Source organism: Bacillus sp. DE0042 (assembly GCF_007680225.1).
Classification (GTDB): domain Bacteria; phylum Bacillota; class Bacilli; order Bacillales; family Bacillaceae_G; genus Bacillus_A; species Bacillus_A wiedmannii.
The window spans coordinates 259502-276821 of record NZ_VEJP01000003.1 but is presented as its reverse complement, the minus strand read 5'-3'; the positions used below and the strand labels follow the sequence as shown (position 1 = coordinate 276821).

Annotated in this window: 17 protein-coding genes and 1 other annotated feature; all 17 genes read left to right on the top strand. The window is 36.3% G+C overall.

Annotated elements, in window-relative coordinates:
• The first annotated feature begins 59 nt into the window (after positions 1–59).
• The 17 genes from spoVE to ileS2 all read left to right on the top strand — a co-directional run bounded on the left by spoVE (position 60) and on the right by ileS2 (position 17249).
• Positions 60–1151, top strand: coding sequence for a stage V sporulation protein E (gene spoVE / locus FS802_RS15375; RefSeq protein ID WP_000753517.1), 1092 nt, complete (start codon positions 60–62; stop codon positions 1149–1151).
• Positions 1152–1255: 104 nt separating this feature from the next.
• On the top strand, positions 1256–2350 hold the full coding sequence (gene murG / locus FS802_RS15370; RefSeq protein WP_001265424.1) for an undecaprenyldiphospho-muramoylpentapeptide beta-N-acetylglucosaminyltransferase: 1095 nt from the start codon (positions 1256–1258) through the stop codon (positions 2348–2350).
• A gap of 61 nt (positions 2351–2411) precedes the next feature.
• Positions 2412–3317, top strand: coding sequence for a UDP-N-acetylmuramate dehydrogenase (gene murB / locus FS802_RS15365; RefSeq protein ID WP_048546089.1), 906 nt, complete (start codon positions 2412–2414; stop codon positions 3315–3317).
• 98 nt (positions 3318–3415) lie between these two features.
• The gene (gene divIB, locus FS802_RS15360; protein WP_000798232.1) at positions 3416–4186 is read left to right on the top strand and encodes a cell division protein DivIB; all 771 of its coding nucleotides are present in this window, start codon (positions 3416–3418) and stop codon (positions 4184–4186) included.
• A 400-nt stretch (positions 4187–4586) separates the two neighbouring features.
• Positions 4587–5894 (top strand): cell division protein FtsA, encoded by a 1308-nt coding sequence (ftsA, locus tag FS802_RS15355; RefSeq protein WP_098653362.1) that lies wholly within the window; start codon positions 4587–4589, stop codon positions 5892–5894.
• Positions 5895–5933: 39 nt separating this feature from the next.
• Complete coding sequence (ftsZ, locus tag FS802_RS15350; protein WP_000888983.1) at positions 5934–7088, top strand: cell division protein FtsZ; 1155 nt, start codon at positions 5934–5936, stop codon at positions 7086–7088.
• Between the two features lie 257 nt (positions 7089–7345).
• Positions 7346–8263, top strand: coding sequence for a sigma-E processing peptidase SpoIIGA (gene spoIIGA, locus FS802_RS15345; RefSeq protein WP_144525164.1), 918 nt, complete (start codon positions 7346–7348; stop codon positions 8261–8263).
• Positions 8264–8282: 19 nt separating this feature from the next.
• Positions 8283–9002: an RNA polymerase sporulation sigma factor SigE gene (sigE, locus tag FS802_RS15340; protein WP_000976947.1), complete on the top strand. Its 720-nt coding sequence runs from the start codon at positions 8283–8285 to the stop codon at positions 9000–9002.
• A gap of 157 nt (positions 9003–9159) precedes the next feature.
• On the top strand, positions 9160–9939 hold the full coding sequence (sigG, locus tag FS802_RS15335; RefSeq protein WP_000197753.1) for an RNA polymerase sporulation sigma factor SigG: 780 nt from the start codon (positions 9160–9162) through the stop codon (positions 9937–9939).
• Between the two features lie 172 nt (positions 9940–10111).
• Positions 10112–10390 carry a YlmC/YmxH family sporulation protein gene (locus FS802_RS15330; RefSeq protein ID WP_144525162.1) on the top strand — a complete coding sequence of 93 codons (279 nt, stop codon included), beginning with the start codon at positions 10112–10114 and terminating at the stop codon, positions 10388–10390.
• A gap of 117 nt (positions 10391–10507) precedes the next feature.
• A complete protein-coding gene (gene pgeF, locus FS802_RS15325) occupies positions 10508–11326 on the top strand; it encodes a peptidoglycan editing factor PgeF (protein WP_046956465.1) in 819 nt (272 codons plus the stop codon).
• Positions 11323–11997 (top strand): YggS family pyridoxal phosphate-dependent enzyme, encoded by a 675-nt coding sequence (locus FS802_RS15320; RefSeq protein ID WP_000218035.1) that lies wholly within the window; start codon positions 11323–11325, stop codon positions 11995–11997. The genes pgeF and FS802_RS15320 overlap by 4 nt, the downstream gene beginning before the upstream one ends.
• A gap of 19 nt (positions 11998–12016) precedes the next feature.
• Positions 12017–12487, top strand: coding sequence for a cell division protein SepF (locus tag FS802_RS15315; RefSeq protein WP_000119131.1), 471 nt, complete (start codon positions 12017–12019; stop codon positions 12485–12487).
• Positions 12488–12493: 6 nt separating this feature from the next.
• On the top strand, positions 12494–12757 hold the full coding sequence (locus FS802_RS15310) for a YggT family protein (protein ID WP_000259081.1): 264 nt from the start codon (positions 12494–12496) through the stop codon (positions 12755–12757).
• A gap of 15 nt (positions 12758–12772) precedes the next feature.
• Positions 12773–13540, top strand: coding sequence for a YlmH family RNA-binding protein (locus FS802_RS15305; RefSeq protein ID WP_048563200.1), 768 nt, complete (start codon positions 12773–12775; stop codon positions 13538–13540).
• An 89-nt stretch (positions 13541–13629) separates the two neighbouring features.
• The gene (gene divIVA, locus FS802_RS15300) at positions 13630–14136 is read left to right on the top strand and encodes a septum site-determining protein DivIVA (protein ID WP_001131609.1); all 507 of its coding nucleotides are present in this window, start codon (positions 13630–13632) and stop codon (positions 14134–14136) included.
• A 51-nt stretch (positions 14137–14187) separates the two neighbouring features.
• Positions 14188–14412: a binding site (T-box leader), on the top strand.
• A 71-nt stretch (positions 14413–14483) separates the two neighbouring features.
• Positions 14484–17249 carry an isoleucine--tRNA ligase gene (gene ileS2, locus FS802_RS15295; protein WP_000455964.1) on the top strand — a complete coding sequence of 922 codons (2766 nt, stop codon included), beginning with the start codon at positions 14484–14486 and terminating at the stop codon, positions 17247–17249.
• The last annotated feature ends 71 nt before the right edge of the window (positions 17250–17320 follow it).

The window sequence follows — 17320 nt, the reverse complement described above, 5'->3', positions numbered from 1 at the left end:
ACTGATGTTTTGTTACATAGGGCAAAAGTTTCTGCCTAAAGAGGTGGTGTTTATGGGTAATGAAGAAAACGCCTGATTTTATTCTCATCATCGTTACACTTGCGTTGTTAACAATCGGAATGGTTATGGTGTATAGTGCGAGTGCGGTTTGGGCCTCTTATAAAATGGGGGACTCGTTCTTTTTTGCAAAAAGGCAATTGCTATTTGCAAGTATTGGTGTAGTGGCTATGTTTTTAATTATGAAAATTGATTATTGGGTGTGGCGTACGTATTCAAAAGTAATTTTGCTAGTTTGCTTCATTCTTCTTATTCTTGTTCTTGTTCCTGGGGTAGGACTTGTTCGAGGAGGAGCGCGAAGTTGGATTGGAATCGGGGCATTTTCCATTCAACCGTCAGAATTTATGAAGTTTGCGATGATTATTTTTTTAGCGAAATTTTTAGCGGAACGACAAAAATTAATTACCTCGTTTAAACGTGGTTTACTACCAGCCCTTAGTTTTGTATTTCTTGCTTTTGGGATGATTATGTTACAGCCAGATCTTGGCACAGGAACAGTAATGGTTGGGACATGTATTATTATGATATTTATCTCGGGAGCAAGGGTCTTTCACTTTGCAATGTTTGGTTTGCTTGGTGTAGCAGGATTTGTAGGGCTAATTGCATCAGCACCGTATCGAATGAAGCGTATTACATCATATTTAGATCCATGGTCAGATCCGCTTGGAAGTGGATTTCAAATTATTCAATCGTTACTCGCAATTGGACCTGGTGGATTATTCGGGCTTGGACTTGGACAAAGTAGACAAAAGTTTCTTTATTTACCTGAACCGCAAACAGACTTTATATTTGCAATCTTATCAGAGGAATTAGGTTTTATTGGTGGTTCATTTGTGTTATTATTATTTAGTCTATTATTATGGCGTGGGATTCGTATAGCTTTAGGAGCGCCAGATTTATATGGTACGTTTTTAGCAGTAGGTATTGTGGCGATGATTGCGATTCAAGTAATGATTAATGTTGGTGTTGTAACAGGATTGATGCCTGTAACAGGTATTACTTTGCCGTTTTTAAGTTATGGTGGATCAAGTTTGACATTAATGTTAATGGCAGTAGGTGTATTATTAAATATAAGTCGCCATTCTCGCTACTAAACCCTGTTTTATAAGACAGGGTTTTTCGTATGTGCGCGAAGAAACATGATGTATATAGAAATAAATACGACTGAAATAAGAAAAGAGAAGCGGAGGAGTTAGTAGTGCGTGTATTAGTAAGTGGTGGGGGCACTGGAGGTCATATTTATCCGGCTCTTGCTCTAATAAGAGAAATAAAAAAATTAAATCCGGAAGCAAGGTTTTTATATATTGGTACGGAGAGTGGATTAGAGAGCACAATCGTTCCAAAAGCAGGCATACCGTTTCAATCTATTGTTATAAGTGGATTTAAGCGTAAAATATCGTTAGATAACGTGAAAACGGTGATGCGTTTCCTAAAGGGTGTACAAGATAGTAAACGATATATTCGTCGTTTTAATCCGGATATTGTGATTGGAACGGGTGGATATGTATGTGGACCAGTTGTATATGCTGCAGCAAAATTAGGTATTCCAACCATTGTACATGAACAAAATAGTGTACCTGGTGTAACGAATAAATTTTTAAGCCGCTATGTTGATAAAGTTGCGGTTTGTTTTGAAGCGGCTGCAGAACATTTTCCACAGTCAAAAGTGGTGATGACAGGAAATCCAAGAGCATCAGAAGTAATGGATCAGAATGGAATGAAAGGAAAACGTTCAGTAGGTTTATCTCTTCCTAAAAAATCGGTACTTATTTTTGGTGGAAGTCGTGGGGCTAGACCGATTAACGATGCTTTCGTAGAGGCAATTGAACAGTTTGGAAATAAAAGTTATGAAATATTGTATGTAACAGGTGAAGTTCATTATGACAAAGTGATGGAAGCAGTGAAGCAAAAAGGGAATCCGAATAATGTTATTATTAAACCTTTCATTCATAATATGCCAGAGGTACTTACAGGTGTAGATCTTGTTGTTTCAAGAGCGGGGGCAACAACACTTGCAGAATTAACCGCGTTAGGTAAGCCAAGTGTGTTAATACCGAGTCCTTACGTAACAAATAACCATCAGGAAAAGAATGCACGTTCCGTTGTCGATAAAGGAGCAGCAAAAATGTTGCTTGAAAAAGATTTAACAGCAGAAACGCTTATTCGTGATATTGATGAGATTTTATTAGATGCACAAACATTACAAAATATGAAGCTGGCTGCGGGGCAATTAGGTATTCCAGATGCAGCAAATAAGCTGTATGAAGTAATGAATAAGCTTGTAAAAAAATAACGTTAGGTGAACGCCCTGCATACTACTGTAATAAGGATACTTAGTATGGGGGAGATTGTTTATGGAGCAATTAGTAAATGAGCTTATAGAAGCAAATGTTGGTCGCGTGTTAGTAAATGAAGCGTTAGCGCGTTATACCACTATGAAAATAGGTGGACCAGCTGATATTTTAATTGTGCCAAAGCATGTTGCCAGTATTGAAAAAACGTTGCAGTTAGTAAAAAAATATAAAACAAAGTGGACTGTAATTGGTCGAGGTTCGAACCTTCTTGTATCTGATCTAGGTATAGAAGGTGTCGTTATTCGTTTAGGAGAAGGATTAGATCACTTAGAAGTCGAAAAACATAGAGTAAGAGTTGGTGGTGGGTATCCCCTTATTAAATTATCAACTTTACTTAGTCGTCAAGGGTTATCCGGCCTGGAATTTGCCAGTGGTATTCCAGGAAGTGTTGGTGGTGCAGTGTATATGAATGCAGGAGCACATAAATCGGATATATCAAACATATTATCAAAAGCTCTTATTTTGTTTGAAAATGGAACAATTGATTGGTTAACACATGAAGAAATGGAGTTTTCCTATCGTACTTCTGTATTGCAAACGAAACGTCCTGGTATTGTTTTGGAAGCTGAGTTTCAATTGCAGGTAGGAGAGCGTGAGGGAATCGTAAGCGTCATGCAAAAGAATAAAGACTACCGCCGTGAAACACAGCCGTGGAATCATCCTTGTGCAGGAAGCATATTTCGGAATCCAATCCCATACTTTGCAGGAGACTTAATAGAAAAGGCGGGGCTTCGTGGTTATCAAATAGGCGGAGCTCAAATTTCTGAAATGCATGGGAATTTTATTATTAATACTGGGGGAGCCAGTGCGCAAGATGTCTTATCTTTAATTGCATTAATAAAACAAACAATCGAGGATAAATTTGGCGTAGAAATGCATACAGAAGTAGAAATCATTGGAAGATAACGGTTATTCGTTCCGCTCATTATCATTTATGTTATAATAAGAAGATAAGAACGGCATGAGGAACATGCCGTTTTTTATGTTACGTAGGGGGATCGTACATGAAAAATAGTAAAGTGATTAAACTACAGGATCGTGTACCAAAGTTAAAAAATCAACAGAAGAAAAACAAGAAAAATGTTAATCATCGGTTGATTTTATACATATCAATTTTATTTTTATTAGTGCTCTTTTTAATTTATTTTCGGTCTCCGCTAAGCAATATCAAAAAGATAAGTGTGTTTGGAAATCATTATATGACAGATGAACAAGTGATGAAGGAATCAGGTGTGACGTATGATACAAGTTATTTCCGAGTGACAGCACATAAAGCAGAAGAAAACCTAACGAAACGAAAAGAAATTAAAGCAGTAAATGTAAAAAAACGTTTTCCAAATAAAATTGATGTTCATATTGAAGAATATTTAACGATTGGTTATATAAACAAAGATGGGAAATTACAACCGTTACTAGAGAACGGGAAAACACTTGATGTACTTCCGAACGGAAAACTTCCTGTTGCAGCACCAATTTTTGAACCTTTTAAAGAGGAAAAAATGAAGGAGTTAATTGCTGAGCTTGAAAAATTAACACCAACTATTTTAAGGTCTATTTCTGAAATTCGTTATTCACCGACGAATGCGAATGAAGATCACCTTACTTTATATATGAACGAAGGGTACGAAGTGAGTACTACGATTCAAAATTTCGCAAAGCGTATGGAAGCTTATCCGCTTATCTTAAAAACAATTGAGCCGGGTAAAAAGGTATTAATTGATTTAGAAGTAGGGGCATATACGAAAGAATTAGGAGCGGAAGAAAAAAAAGAATAGAAAGATAGTTTTCACTACGTTATTGTAGAAAAAACAAAACGAATGTTCTACTTGATGCATCTGAATTTACAAGAATGGTTCATTTGATGAAAAAGATGTAAAAATTCTTAGATTCATACTAGGATTGGTACAAGTTTCACTTTTCTATGAGTACATCTTAGTGTAGACTTATACTTGGCGGTAATCTTTACACTTGAAATAGAATTATTTCAAGATAAGCAGTTATTCACAGTTTACTGCGATATTCTTAAATGAATGTTAAATAAAAATAAGAAAAATATAGGGTTAAAAAAGGGAAACGTATAAAGACGTTGAATATTTTTCTTATAAATAGTAAAGTTGCGATTGTTGTTCCATATATTGAGTTGTATGGTATAAATAAAGAAGGAGGTGCCAAAGAATGAACAGCAATGAAATATATGTTAGTCTTGACATCGGTACATCCAATGTTAAAGTCATCATTGGTGAAATGGTTAATGACAGCTTAAACATTATTGGTGTTGGAAATGTAAAATCAAATGGTTTAAAGAAGGGATCGATAGTTGATATAGACGAGACTGTTCGATCAATTAAAAAAGCAATTGAACAAGCTGAGCGCATGGTGGGAATCCACATTGAGCAAGTTGTAGTAGGTGTCAATGCAAACCAGGTACAGCTACTTCCTTGTCACGGAGTAGTCGCTGTTTCAAATGAAGATCGTGAAATCGGGAATGAAGATGTCTTACGCGTTCTAGATGCAGCACAAGTTGTGTCAATTGCTCCAGAGCGTGAGTTTATTGATGTGGTACCTCGACAGTTCATCGTAGACGGTCTTGACGAGATTAACGATCCACGCGGGATGATCGGTGTAAGATTAGAAATGGAAGGTACACTTATAACAGGCTCGAGAACTTTACTACATAACCTACTTCGTTGTGTAGAAAAAGCAGGTCTTGAAATAGTTGATATTTGTCTTCAACCTTTAGCGGCTGCAACAGTTGCTATATCTTCAGATGAAAAACATAGAGGAGTAGCCCTTGTTGATATGGGGGGAGGATCTACAACTTTATCTATTTTTAAAGATGGAGAGTTACAAGCGACGAGCGTATTACCGTTAGGTGGAGACCATATAACGAAGGATATTGCGATTGGGTTGAAAACTTCAACAGAAAATGCAGATCAAATAAAGTTGAAATATGGACATGCTTTTTATGATACAGCATCTGAAGAAGAGATGTTTACGGTTCCTATTATGGGAAGCGATCAAACAGAACAATATTCTCAGTTGGAATTATCGGATATAATAGAGGCTCGTGTAGAGGAAATTTTAATGTTTGTTCAAGATGAAGTGCGTAAGTTAGGAGTAAAGCAAGTAGCTTCTGGCTATGTACTAACTGGTGGAATTGCTTCTATGCCGGGTGTTCTTGATCTTGCATATGATATTTTACATGAAAATGTTCGTATAGCGACTCCTGATTATATTGGTGTGCGTGAGCCCCAATATACAAGTGGAGTAGGATTAATTAAACATTCTTATCAAAAAGCTAAATTACGTGGAAAAAATGTGCAGGAAAAGCAAGAACATTTTGAACCAGTACCAGCACCAGCACCAACGCCGGTACAACAGCAACCTGCGAAACAAAAAACTCGTAATCAAAACAATAATAATCAAAATGATGAACGTATGATGTCAAAAGTAAAACGTGTATTCCGTTATTTATGGGATTAAAATTGGACACGAAAAATGAGGTTCTAGGGGGATTTCGACATGTTAGAGTTTGATACTACTCAAGATCAATTAGCGAATATAAAAGTTATCGGTGTCGGCGGTGGCGGAAACAATGCTGTAAACCGTATGATTGAACACGGTGTACAAGGTGTAGACTTTATCGCTGTGAATACTGATGCACAAGCATTAAATCTATCAAAAGCTGAAACAAAAATGCAAATTGGTGGAAAATTAACACGTGGACTTGGTGCAGGTGCAAACCCTGAAGTAGGGAAAAAAGCTGCAGAAGAAAGTAAAGAACAGATCCAAGAAGCACTTCGTGGTGCAGATATGGTCTTCGTAACTGCTGGTATGGGCGGCGGAACTGGAACTGGTGCAGCTCCAGTTGTTGCTCAAGTTGCAAAAGAATTAGGTGCATTAACAGTTGGTGTTGTGACACGTCCATTTACATTTGAAGGACGTAAACGTGCAACGCAAGCAGCATCTGGTATTGCGGCATTTAAAGAAAATGTAGATACACTTATTGTAATTCCAAACGATCGCTTATTAGAGATTGTTGATAAAAATACGCCGATGTTAGAAGCATTCCGTGAAGCAGATAACGTATTACGTCAAGGTGTTCAAGGTATTTCTGATTTAATTGCAACACCAGGTTTAATTAACTTAGACTTCGCAGACGTAAAGACAATTATGTCTAATAGAGGTTCTGCTTTAATGGGTATTGGTTCTGGTAATGGAGAAAATCGTGCTGCTGAAGCTGCGAAAAAAGCGATTTCTAGTCCATTATTAGAAACATCTATTGATGGAGCTCAAGGTGTTATCATGAACATTACGGGTGGAGCTAACTTAAGCTTATATGAAGTACAAGAAGCGGCAGACATTGTAGCTTCAGCTTCAGATCCAGAAGTAAATATGATCTTCGGTTCTGTTATTAATGAAGGATTAAAAGATGATATCGTTGTAACTGTAATTGCAACTGGTTTTGATGATAGTGCTTCGACGCAGCCACCAAAACCAATTATCCGTCCGACTGCGAATCACACGCAACAACAGCAACAGCAAGTAGCTCAACCTTCCAAACAACGTGAAGTTAAGCGTGAAATGAAACGTGAAGAGCCGGTTGTGCATGAGCGTCATACAGATTCAGATGACATCGATATTCCAGCATTCTTACGTAACCGTCGTAGACGATAAAAGAAAAGGAGCTTTTATGCTCCTTTTTTGTTTTATACAGGGAAAAGATCTGCTAAGCAGGTCTTTTTTTATTTTATATATTTCGATTTATATGTAAGTAAAAAATATAGTATTCTATGAAACATATACTTTTATTTTTTACCGACAGATTTTGTCTAGAAAGCACAAAATAACAAAAAAACACCTCCGCAAATTGACACACTTTCCTATTGGATATGCATTATACTAGTCTCAACTTAAAAAAAGAGGTGAATTGTTTGGTTGTTTACGCCGACGTTGTTTGGTTGTTAAACGCCTACATTGATTTTCTTTTACTTTTATTAACAGCAACCGTGTTAAAAAAGAAGATCAAAAGATGGAGGCTTGTGTTAGGGGCATTTATAGGTTCAACCATTGTTATTTTTGCCTTTACTCCTTTTGCTTCTATGATGACACATCCAATTATGAAACTACTGTACTCGTTACTTATTGTGTATACAGCATTTGGGTTTACAACGTTTAGAAACTATGCACAAACTGTTTTTACTTTTTACTTTGTAACCTTTATGGTTGGCGGAGGGTTAATTGGGACTCATTTCTTTTTGCAAACGAATGAAATGGTAAATGGATTGGTTCAATCTCAATCAATTTCTTACGGTGATCCAATTAGCTGGTTGTTTGTTGTTTTTGGTTTTCCAGTAATTTATTATTTTTCTAAAAAGCGTATTGAAAGCGTAGAGGTTACAAAAATACACTATGACCAAATTGTGAAATTGAAAATTCAATTAGCTGAAGAGGAACTAGAACTCGCAGGTTTAATTGATAGTGGGAACCAACTTTACGACCCGTTAACAAAAACACCCGTTATGATTATGCATATTTCATCATTAGAGCATTGCTTGCCAGCTTGGTTAACAGAACAAATTTATTCCAAAACAGAGATTCCTCAAATACCAGAAAATGATTCTGGCTGGGCGACAAAATTACGCTTAATTCCTTTCAGAGCAGTAGGAGTAGAGAATCAATTTTTATGGGCAATTAAGCCAGACAGTGTGCAAATTTATCATGAAGGTAGTTCTATTGTAGTCAGCAAAGTATTGATTGGATTAAATACACAACAGTTGTCAACCAATGGAGAGTATCAATGTATTGTGCATCCGAAAATGTTAATTTCGCAAAAAATGGTAATTGCTTAATAATGGGAGGCGGGATAATATGATGAAATTAAAATTTTATTTAGTATACCTTTGGTATAAAGTATTGTTGAAATTAGGAATTAAGACCGATGAAATTTATTACATCGGTGGAAGTGAAGCGTTGCCACCACCGTTAACGAAAGAAGAAGAGGAAGTTCTTTTGAATAAATTGCCAAAAGGAGATCAGGCAGCAAGATCGTTACTGATTGAACGCAACTTACGGTTAGTTGTATATATAGCAAGAAAGTTTGAAAATACAGGGATAAATATTGAAGATTTGATTAGTATAGGAACAATCGGCCTTATTAAAGCAGTGAATACATTTAATCCGGAAAAGAAAATAAAATTAGCGACATATGCCTCACGTTGTATAGAAAATGAAATTTTAATGCATTTGCGTCGGAATAATAAAAATCGTTCAGAAGTTTCTTTTGACGAACCGCTTAACATCGATTGGGATGGGAATGAACTTTTGTTATCAGATGTATTAGGTACAGATGATGATATTATTACAAAAGATTTAGAAGCTACTGTAGATCGTCATCTTCTAATGAAAGCATTGCATCAATTAAATGATCGTGAAAAACAAATTATGGAACTTCGGTTTGGGCTTGCTGGAGAAGAGGAAAAGACGCAAAAAGATGTGGCGGATATGCTTGGGATTTCACAGTCATACATTTCGCGTTTAGAAAAAAGAATCATAAAAAGATTACGAAAAGAATTTAATAAAATGGTGTAAAGAATAAGACCAGCCGTTATCTAGGCTGGTCTTATTCTCTTTCGTTGTATGAGAAGAGACAACGAAAATGAAAAATGAAGAGAAAACCGCATGCATAAAATCCCCTTCAAAGGAAATACTTTACACTGTACAGCAACTCCCGATAGGAGGGAACACTTTGACGAGAAACAAAGTAGAAATTTGCGGTGTTGATACAGCTAAACTTCCCGTACTAAAAAATGATGAAATGCGTAAATTATTTCGTGAAATGCAAAGTGGAGAGATAAGCGCAAGAGAGAAATTAGTGAATGGAAACTTACGTCTTGTACTGAGCGTCATCCAAAGATTTAATAACAGAGGAGAATATGTTGACGATTTATTTCAAGTTGGTTGCATCGGACTTATGAAATCCATTGATAACTTTGATTTAGGCCAAAATGTAAAATTTTCAACGTATGCTGTGCCGATGATTATTGGGGAAATACGCAGATATTTGCGTGATAATAATCCGATTCGCGTATCTCGATCATTACGAGATATTGCGTATAAAGCGTTACAAGTAAGAGAGAAATTGATTGCAGAAAATTCAAAAGAGCCAACAGCAATGGATATTGCAAAAGTGCTTGAAGTGACTCATGAAGAAATTGTTTTTGCATTAGATGCGATTCAAGATCCAGTTTCATTATTTGAACCGATTTATAACGATGGGGGAGATCCTATCTTTGTTATGGATCAGTTAAGTGATGAAAAACAAAAGGACGAGCAGTGGGTTGAAGAGTTAGCACTGAAAGAAGGGATGAAGCGTTTAAATGATCGTGAGAAAATGATTATTCGAAAACGTTTCTTTCAAGGAAAGACACAAATGGAAGTTGCAGAAGAAATTGGGATTTCTCAAGCACAAGTGTCACGTTTAGAGAAATCAGCTATTAAACAAATGAATAAGACGATTCAAGGATAAGGTTTCACCATTTATGGTGAAACCTTTTTATATGTAATATAGTTTGTCTTCGCTCATAGTAGGGAAGCTGTGTTCATATAATGAAAATAATATGGGATTAGTAGAGGGTGCTTCCTGTTAATTTGAGAAACAGTGTTTTTTCAATTCGTCATATATAAGGGAGAGGATGAAAATGATAAGAATTTCGGAGTTGCAGATGAAAGAGATAATAAATGTTTCAGATGGAAAAAGGCTTGGGAATTTTGGAGATATTGTAATTGATATGAACACAGGGAAGATCGGGTCTATTATTATTTCCAAACAGGCACGTATGTTAGGGATCTTTGGGAAGGATGTAGAAATTGTAATTCCTTGGGAGGAAATTATGAAAATTGGGGAAGATGTCATACTTGTTAGAGTAAATCCTGTTAATTCTGTAACAGAATCAATACAAACACCGACAATTTCATAAAGAATATTACAAATTCCTCTTTTTTTTCTGTTGGTATTATGAAAAAATAAAAGTATGGTAAAATAGACAGGAAGTACCATGCTTTTTTATGTTATTTTAATTAAAAGGAGTCACTTTATGAGACAACCATTTAAATATGTGGACGGTATACTGTATTTACAAGCGTGGAAAGAACTTGGAAACATTACTGCTGGATTTACGACAAAAGATGGTGGGGTAAGTACGGGCTCCTTTCATGCGATGAATTTAGGATTACATGTGAATGATATCGTGGAGAACGTTCATGAAAACAGACGCATTTTAGCAAATAAGTTACAAAAACCATTAGAAAACTGGATTTGCTCTGAACAAGTTCATGATCATCATGTTGAAAAAGTAGGACAACAGGAAAAAGGAAGTGGCGTCTATTCATATGAAGACGGCATTTCAAAAACAGATGGCATTTATACGACTAATAATGATGTTCTTCTAACATCATGTTACGCGGATTGTGTTCCACTCTATTTTTATGCACCATCACATGGTATGATAGGACTTGCGCATGCTGGATGGAAAGGGACTGTAAAAGAGATTGCAAAGGAAATGATTCAAAAATGGAATGCAGAAGGGATTTCAAGTGATGAAATTCATGTTGCAATTGGACCAGCAATTGGATCTTGTTGTTACGTTGTTGATGATCGAGTATTAACAGCAGCAGAGCAAGTAGTAAACGGCTCTGTCCCTTATAAAAAAATTTCTGATGGGCAGTACGCAATTAATTTAAAAGAAATTAATCGTATATTATGTGTACAATCAGGCATAAAAGAAGAGAATATTGTAATGTCATCTCTTTGTACAAGCTGTGAAGAACAACTATTTTTCTCTCATCGTCGTGATCAAGGTAAGACAGGAAGAATGTTGAGTTTCATAGGTTTTAAGGAGGAAGAAAGCAAGTGACAGTACAAAAAAATTTAACAACTGTAAATGAAGCAATTAAACAATCTTGCGTACGAGCGGGACGTTCGTTGCAAGATATTAAACTCGTTGCGGTTACAAAAACGGTAGGAATTGAAAAAACAAACGAAGTAATTGAAGCTGGAATTATCGATTTAGGTGAAAATAGAAATGAAAGTTTCTTACAGAAGTACGAACATTTCGGTTCAAAGGTGAATTGGCATTTTATTGGATCATTACAAACGAGAAAAGTAAAAGAAATCATTAATGAAATTGATTATTTACATTCGTTAGATCGTCTTTCACTTGCAAAAGAAATTCAAAAACGTGCTGATAAGAAAGTGAAATGTTTTATTCAAGTAAAAACATCATCTGAAGAATCAAAGCAAGGATTGGCAATAGAAGAAACCGTTTCTTTTATTCAAAGTTTGCAAGAATTGGATAAGATTGAAGTGGTTGGACTAATGACAATGGCTCCGTTTACAGAAGAAGAGGAAGAAATCAGACGCTGTTTTAAGGAGTTATGTATGCTACAAACAGAGGTGCAGGAGCTAGAATTATTACATGCGCCATGTAAAGAATTATCAATGGGAATGTCTAACGATTACACGATTGCAATTGAAGAAGGTGCTACATATATTCGTTTGGGGACGATTTTAGTAGGAAAAGCGTAAAAGGAAGGAGAATCTTATTATGAGTTGGTCAAAAGTAAAATACTTCTTTTTTGATACACCGGAAGAAAAAGAAGCAGCTCAATATAGTTATGAAAAGGAGCAAACAGACATGAAGAAGCAGCAAGATCCGCCAGAACAACAAGATGTTGCGTTTCCAAAAGCGCAACCGAAACAAAATGTTGTGAGCATTGAAACGGCAAAGCAATCTTCAAAAGTTGTTTTATTAGAACCACGCACATATTCGGAAGCACAAGGGATTTCGGACCATTTAAAAGGTAGACGAGCTGTTGTGATTAATTTACAACGAATGTCTACTGATCAAGCTGTACGTATCGTTGACTTTTTAAGTGGTACTGTATACGCTATAGGCGGGGACATTCAAAAAATAGGACCGAAAACATTTATGTGTACCCCTGAAAATGTAGATATTGTTGGTGCAATTTCAGAGTTATTCGGTGAAGAAGAAGACACAAATATAAAGAGGTGGTAATACGCCATGGTAACAGTTTTAAACGTTTTAATTACTGCTATCGAGATCTACTCGTGGGCACTTATTATTTACATTCTTCTATCATGGTTCCCTGGTGCAAAGGAATCAACTTTTGGAGAAATTCTTGCACGTATTTGTGAACCGTATTTAGAACCATTTCGCAGATTTATTCCGCCGCTTGGTATGATTGATATCTCTCCACTCGTTGCGATTTTTGCGTTAAAGCTTGCTACGAATGGTTTAGTAAGTATATTCCGCTATTTCTTATAGTAAGAGGTTAAATACATGAGCATCTATGAACATTTCAGACCCGATGAAGAGGTCTTTGTGGATAAGGTGTTAGAGTGGAAGCGAGCAGCGGAGTACCATCAAGTGAAGTTAACAGACTTCCTTGATCCAAGACAACAACAAATTGTCACTATGGTAATAGGTCAAGGGGATGTTGCTGTACAGTTTGATGGTGCAACGCCTCATGCAGAGCGTAAAAGAGCACTCATTTATCCAGATTATCTAGAAGTGAATGAAGAGGAATTTCAAGTAGAAGTATTGGAAATTGACTATCCTTCCAAGTTTTATACGCTAGAACATAGGCAAATATTAGGTACATTTATGTCTCTTGGTTTAACGAGAGAAAAATGTGGTGATATTTTGCTTCAAGAAGATCGTGCCCAAATTGTAGTCGCGAAAGAAGTTGTATCTTATATTGAGATGAACTTACAATCTATAGGGAAAGTGAAAGTCTCCTTATCACCAGTGCAAGGAGAAAAAATTCTACAGATGCAAGAAACGTGGGGAGAGAAATCTGGAACGGTTTCTTCACTTCGTTTAGATGTTATGTTAGCTGAAATGTTACATATATCTAGACAAAAAGTACAACCTTTCATAAAAAATGGTTTAGTAAAAGTTAATTGGAAAACAGTGGAGCAAACTTCTTATGAATGTTATCCAGGAGATGTTTTTTCAGTGAGAGGATATGGACGAAGTAAATTGTTTTCTGTAGAAGGTAGAACAAAGCGCGACAAATGGAGAATTTTGTATGGTATACTAAAATGATTGGTTTTTTAGAAGGAAATCCTCCTATTTTGTCGAAGAAAAGATATAATTGAAAGAGGAAATTTAGATAACTACTTGGAGGTGGCGTTGTGCCGTTAACACCATTAGATATTCATAACAAAGAATTTGGTCGCGGATTCCGTGGCTATGATGAAGATCAAGTAAATGAGTTTCTTGATCAAATTATCAAAGATTATGAATTAGTCATTCGTGAGAAAAAAGCTTTAGAAGAAAAAGTTGCGCAATTAGAAGGGAAGTTAGATCATTTCTCTAATATTGAAGATACGTTAAACAAATCTATCATCGTTGCACAAGAAGCAGCGGAAGAAGTAAAACGTAATGCGCAAAAAGAAGCAAAATTAATCGTACGTGAAGCTGAAAAGAATGCAGACCGTATTATTAACGAAGCGTTAGTAAAATCAAGAAAAGTTGCCTTTGATATTGAAGAGCTAAAGAAACAAGCGAAAGTATTCCGCACTCGTTTCCGTATGTTATTAGAAACACAGCTTGAAATGTTAAACAACGATGATTGGGATAAACTAATTGAGTTAGAAGACGAAGTAGATGAACTGTTGAAAAAAGAAGAAACAGTGTAAGCTTGACGTTTTTCTCATTATTACATATAATTTTAAACAACATATTTATTAAGAAAAACGAAGATAGGGATAAGTACCTTTTTCATACCTTATATAGCGAACTGAGGATGGTGTAAGCTCAGGATAAGGAGATAATGGGAATATCACCCTGGAGTTCCGCGCTGAACAAATAGAGTAAGCGTAGGCGTATATTCGCGTTAAGAATATAAAGAGGATTGTGTACATACGTATAGGATCTACTAGGGTGGTACCGCGGGAGACTTTCTCGTCCCTTTTTGGGATGAGAAGGTCTCTTTTTTATTCCGTTTTTTAAGTGTTTCTTTTATACATGTAAGGAGGAATTGAGCATGGAGTACAAAAATACATTACTAATGCCAAAAACAGAGTTCCCAATGCGTGGGAATTTACCAAAACGTGAGCCTGCAATGCAAGAACAGTGGGCTGAAATGAATATTTATGAAAAGGTACAAGAACATACGAAAGGTCGTCCTTTATTTGTACTGCATGATGGACCTCCATATGCGAATGGTGACATTCATATGGGACATGCATTAAATAAAGTGTTAAAAGACTTTATTGTTCGTTATAAATCAATGACTGGTTACTGCGCACCATATGTACCGGGTTGGGATACACACGGTTTACCAATTGAGCAAGCTTTAACAAATAAAGGTGTAAAGCGTAAAGAAATGACAGTTGCTGAGTTCCGTAAGTTATGTGCAGAGTATGCATATGAACAAGTAGAACGTCAACGTGAACAATTTAAGCGTTTAGGTGTACGTGCAGATTGGGATAACCCATATATTACTTTAGAGCCGGCTTATGAAGCGCAACAAATTAAAGTGTTCGGTGATATGGCGAAAAAAGGTTATATCTATAAAGGACAGAAACCAGTTTACTGGTCTCCAACGAGTGAATCAGCTTTAGCAGAAGCTGAAATTGAATACCAAGATAAAAAATCAGCATCTATTTACGTAGCATTCCCTGTAAAAGACGGAAAGAACGTATTAGAAGGTGATGAGAAATTCATTATCTGGACAACAACACCTTGGACGTTACCTGCAAACTTAGGTATTTCTGTTCACCCAGAACTTGAATACGCTATTGTAAAAGTAAATGATGAAAAATATATTATTGCTTCTGAACTATTTGAGACAGTTGCAAAAACGTTAGAGTGGGAAAATGCTGAAGTTGTGAAAACGGTAAAAGGTAGCGAACTTGAGTATACAGTTGCAAAACATCCATTCTACGATCGTGATTCATTAGTTATGCTAGGAGATCACGTAACAACAGATGCAGGTACAGGTTGTGTTCATACAGCACCAGGACACGGGGAAGATGACTTCGTTGTTGGTAAAAAGTATGGATTAGAAGTACTTTGCCCAGTTGATGATAAAGGTGTATTAACAAATGAAGCACCTGGATTTGAAGGCTTATTCTATGATAAAGCTAACAAGCCAATTACAGAAAAATTAGAAGAAGTAGGCGCGTTACTGAAGCTAACATTCATTACGCATTCATACCCACATGATTGGAGAACGAAAAAACCAATTATTTTCCGTGCGACAGCACAGTGGTTTGCATCTATTGAAGCGTTCCGTAAAGAATTATTAGAAGCTGTTGCGGAAACAAAATGGGTACCAGCATGGGGAGAAACTCGTCTTCATAATATGGTTCGTGACCGTGGTGACTGGTGTATTTCTCGTCAGCGTGCATGGGGTGTGCCAATCCCTGTATTCTATGCAGAGAATGGTGATCCAATTATTACAGATGAAACAATTAACCATGTAGCAGATTTATTCCGTGAGCACGGTTCTAACGTATGGTTTGAGCGTGAAGCGAAAGATCTATTACCAGAAGGATTTACACATACAGGTAGCCCAAATGGTGAATTCCGTAAAGAAACAGACATCATGGATGTATGGTTCGATTCAGGTTCTTCTCACCAAGCAGTATTAGAAGAGCGCGAAGACTTACAACGTCCAGCTGATTTATATTTAGAAGGATCTGACCAGTATCGTGGTTGGTTTAACTCTTCATTATCAACAGCAGTTGCTGTAACAGGTAAAGCTCCATATAAAGGCGTACTAAGCCACGGTTTCGTATTAGATGGTGAAGGACGTAAAATGAGTAAGTCGATTGGAAACATCGTCGTACCGAAGAAAATTATGGATCAATTAGGTGGAGATATTTTACGCTTATGGGTATCTTCTGTTGACTATCAATCTGATGTACGTATTTCAGATGATATTTTAAAACAAGTAGCAGAAGTGTATCGTAAAATCCGTAACACATTCCGTTTCTTATTAGGAAACTTAGATGACTTTAAGCCAAGTGAAAATACAGTAGCTGTAGCTGAACTTCGTGAAGTAGATCGTTACATGTTAGTGAAATTAAATGACTTAATTACAAAAGTAAAAGAAGCATATGAAACATACGACTTCGCTGCTGTGTATCATGCAATTCATAACTTCTGTACAATTGATTTAAGTTCATTCTACTTAGACTTTGCAAAAGACATTTTATACATTGAAGGTGCAAACCATGAAGATCGTCGTGCAATTCAAACTGTATTATATGATGTTCTTGTTGCATTGACGAAACTTGTAACACCAATCTTACCGCATACAGCTGATGAAGTATGGCCATACATTCCGGGTGTAACAGAAGAAAGTGTACAATTAACTAATATGCCAGAAGCTGTACAATTAGATGGTGCGGAAGCATTAAAAACAAAATGGGATGCATTTATGACGCTGCGTGATGACGTATTAAAAGCGTTAGAAGTAGCTCGTAATGAGAAAGTAATCGGTAAGTCATTAAATGCAAGTATTACGCTATATCCGACTGTAGAAATGAAAACTATGTTAGAGTCTATTAGCGAAGACTTAAAGCAATTATTCATCGTTTCTGAGTATAAACTTGGTGGTATGATGGAAGAAGCGCCAGCAGATGCGCCGAAGTATGAGCATACAGCGGTTGTTGTTGCTCAAGCAACTGGTGAAACATGTGAACGTTGTTGGGTAGTTTCAGAAACAATTGGTAAAGACGCTGAACATGAAACATTATGTGAGCGTTGTGCAACAGTTGTTAAAGAAAACTATGTAAAATAATAAAAAAACTGACTGTGCGTAAGTACAGTCAGTTTTTTTATTGATGATATATTAAAATAACTTTCACTCTC

What these genes read in the sequence shown, in the direction of transcription:
- spoVE (WP_000753517.1), top strand. Translation starts at nt 60, where the DNA reads ATGAAGAAAACGCCTGATTTTATTCTCATCATCGTTACACTTGCGTTG.
- murB (WP_048546089.1), top strand. Translation starts at nt 2,412, where the DNA reads ATGGAGCAATTAGTAAATGAGCTTATAGAAGCAAATGTTGGTCGCGTG.
- divIB (WP_000798232.1), top strand. Translation starts at nt 3,416, where the DNA reads ATGAAAAATAGTAAAGTGATTAAACTACAGGATCGTGTACCAAAGTTA.
- ftsA (WP_098653362.1), top strand. Translation starts at nt 4,587, where the DNA reads ATGAACAGCAATGAAATATATGTTAGTCTTGACATCGGTACATCCAAT.
- ftsZ (WP_000888983.1), top strand. Translation starts at nt 5,934, where the DNA reads ATGTTAGAGTTTGATACTACTCAAGATCAATTAGCGAATATAAAAGTT.
- sigE (WP_000976947.1), top strand. Translation starts at nt 8,283, where the DNA reads ATGATGAAATTAAAATTTTATTTAGTATACCTTTGGTATAAAGTATTG.
- FS802_RS15330 (WP_144525162.1), top strand. Translation starts at nt 10,112, where the DNA reads ATGATAAGAATTTCGGAGTTGCAGATGAAAGAGATAATAAATGTTTCA.
- pgeF (WP_046956465.1), top strand. Translation starts at nt 10,508, where the DNA reads ATGAGACAACCATTTAAATATGTGGACGGTATACTGTATTTACAAGCG.
- FS802_RS15315 (WP_000119131.1), top strand. Translation starts at nt 12,017, where the DNA reads ATGAGTTGGTCAAAAGTAAAATACTTCTTTTTTGATACACCGGAAGAA.
- FS802_RS15310 (WP_000259081.1), top strand. Translation starts at nt 12,494, where the DNA reads ATGGTAACAGTTTTAAACGTTTTAATTACTGCTATCGAGATCTACTCG.
- FS802_RS15305 (WP_048563200.1), top strand. Translation starts at nt 12,773, where the DNA reads ATGAGCATCTATGAACATTTCAGACCCGATGAAGAGGTCTTTGTGGAT.
- ileS2 (WP_000455964.1), top strand. Translation starts at nt 14,484, where the DNA reads ATGGAGTACAAAAATACATTACTAATGCCAAAAACAGAGTTCCCAATG.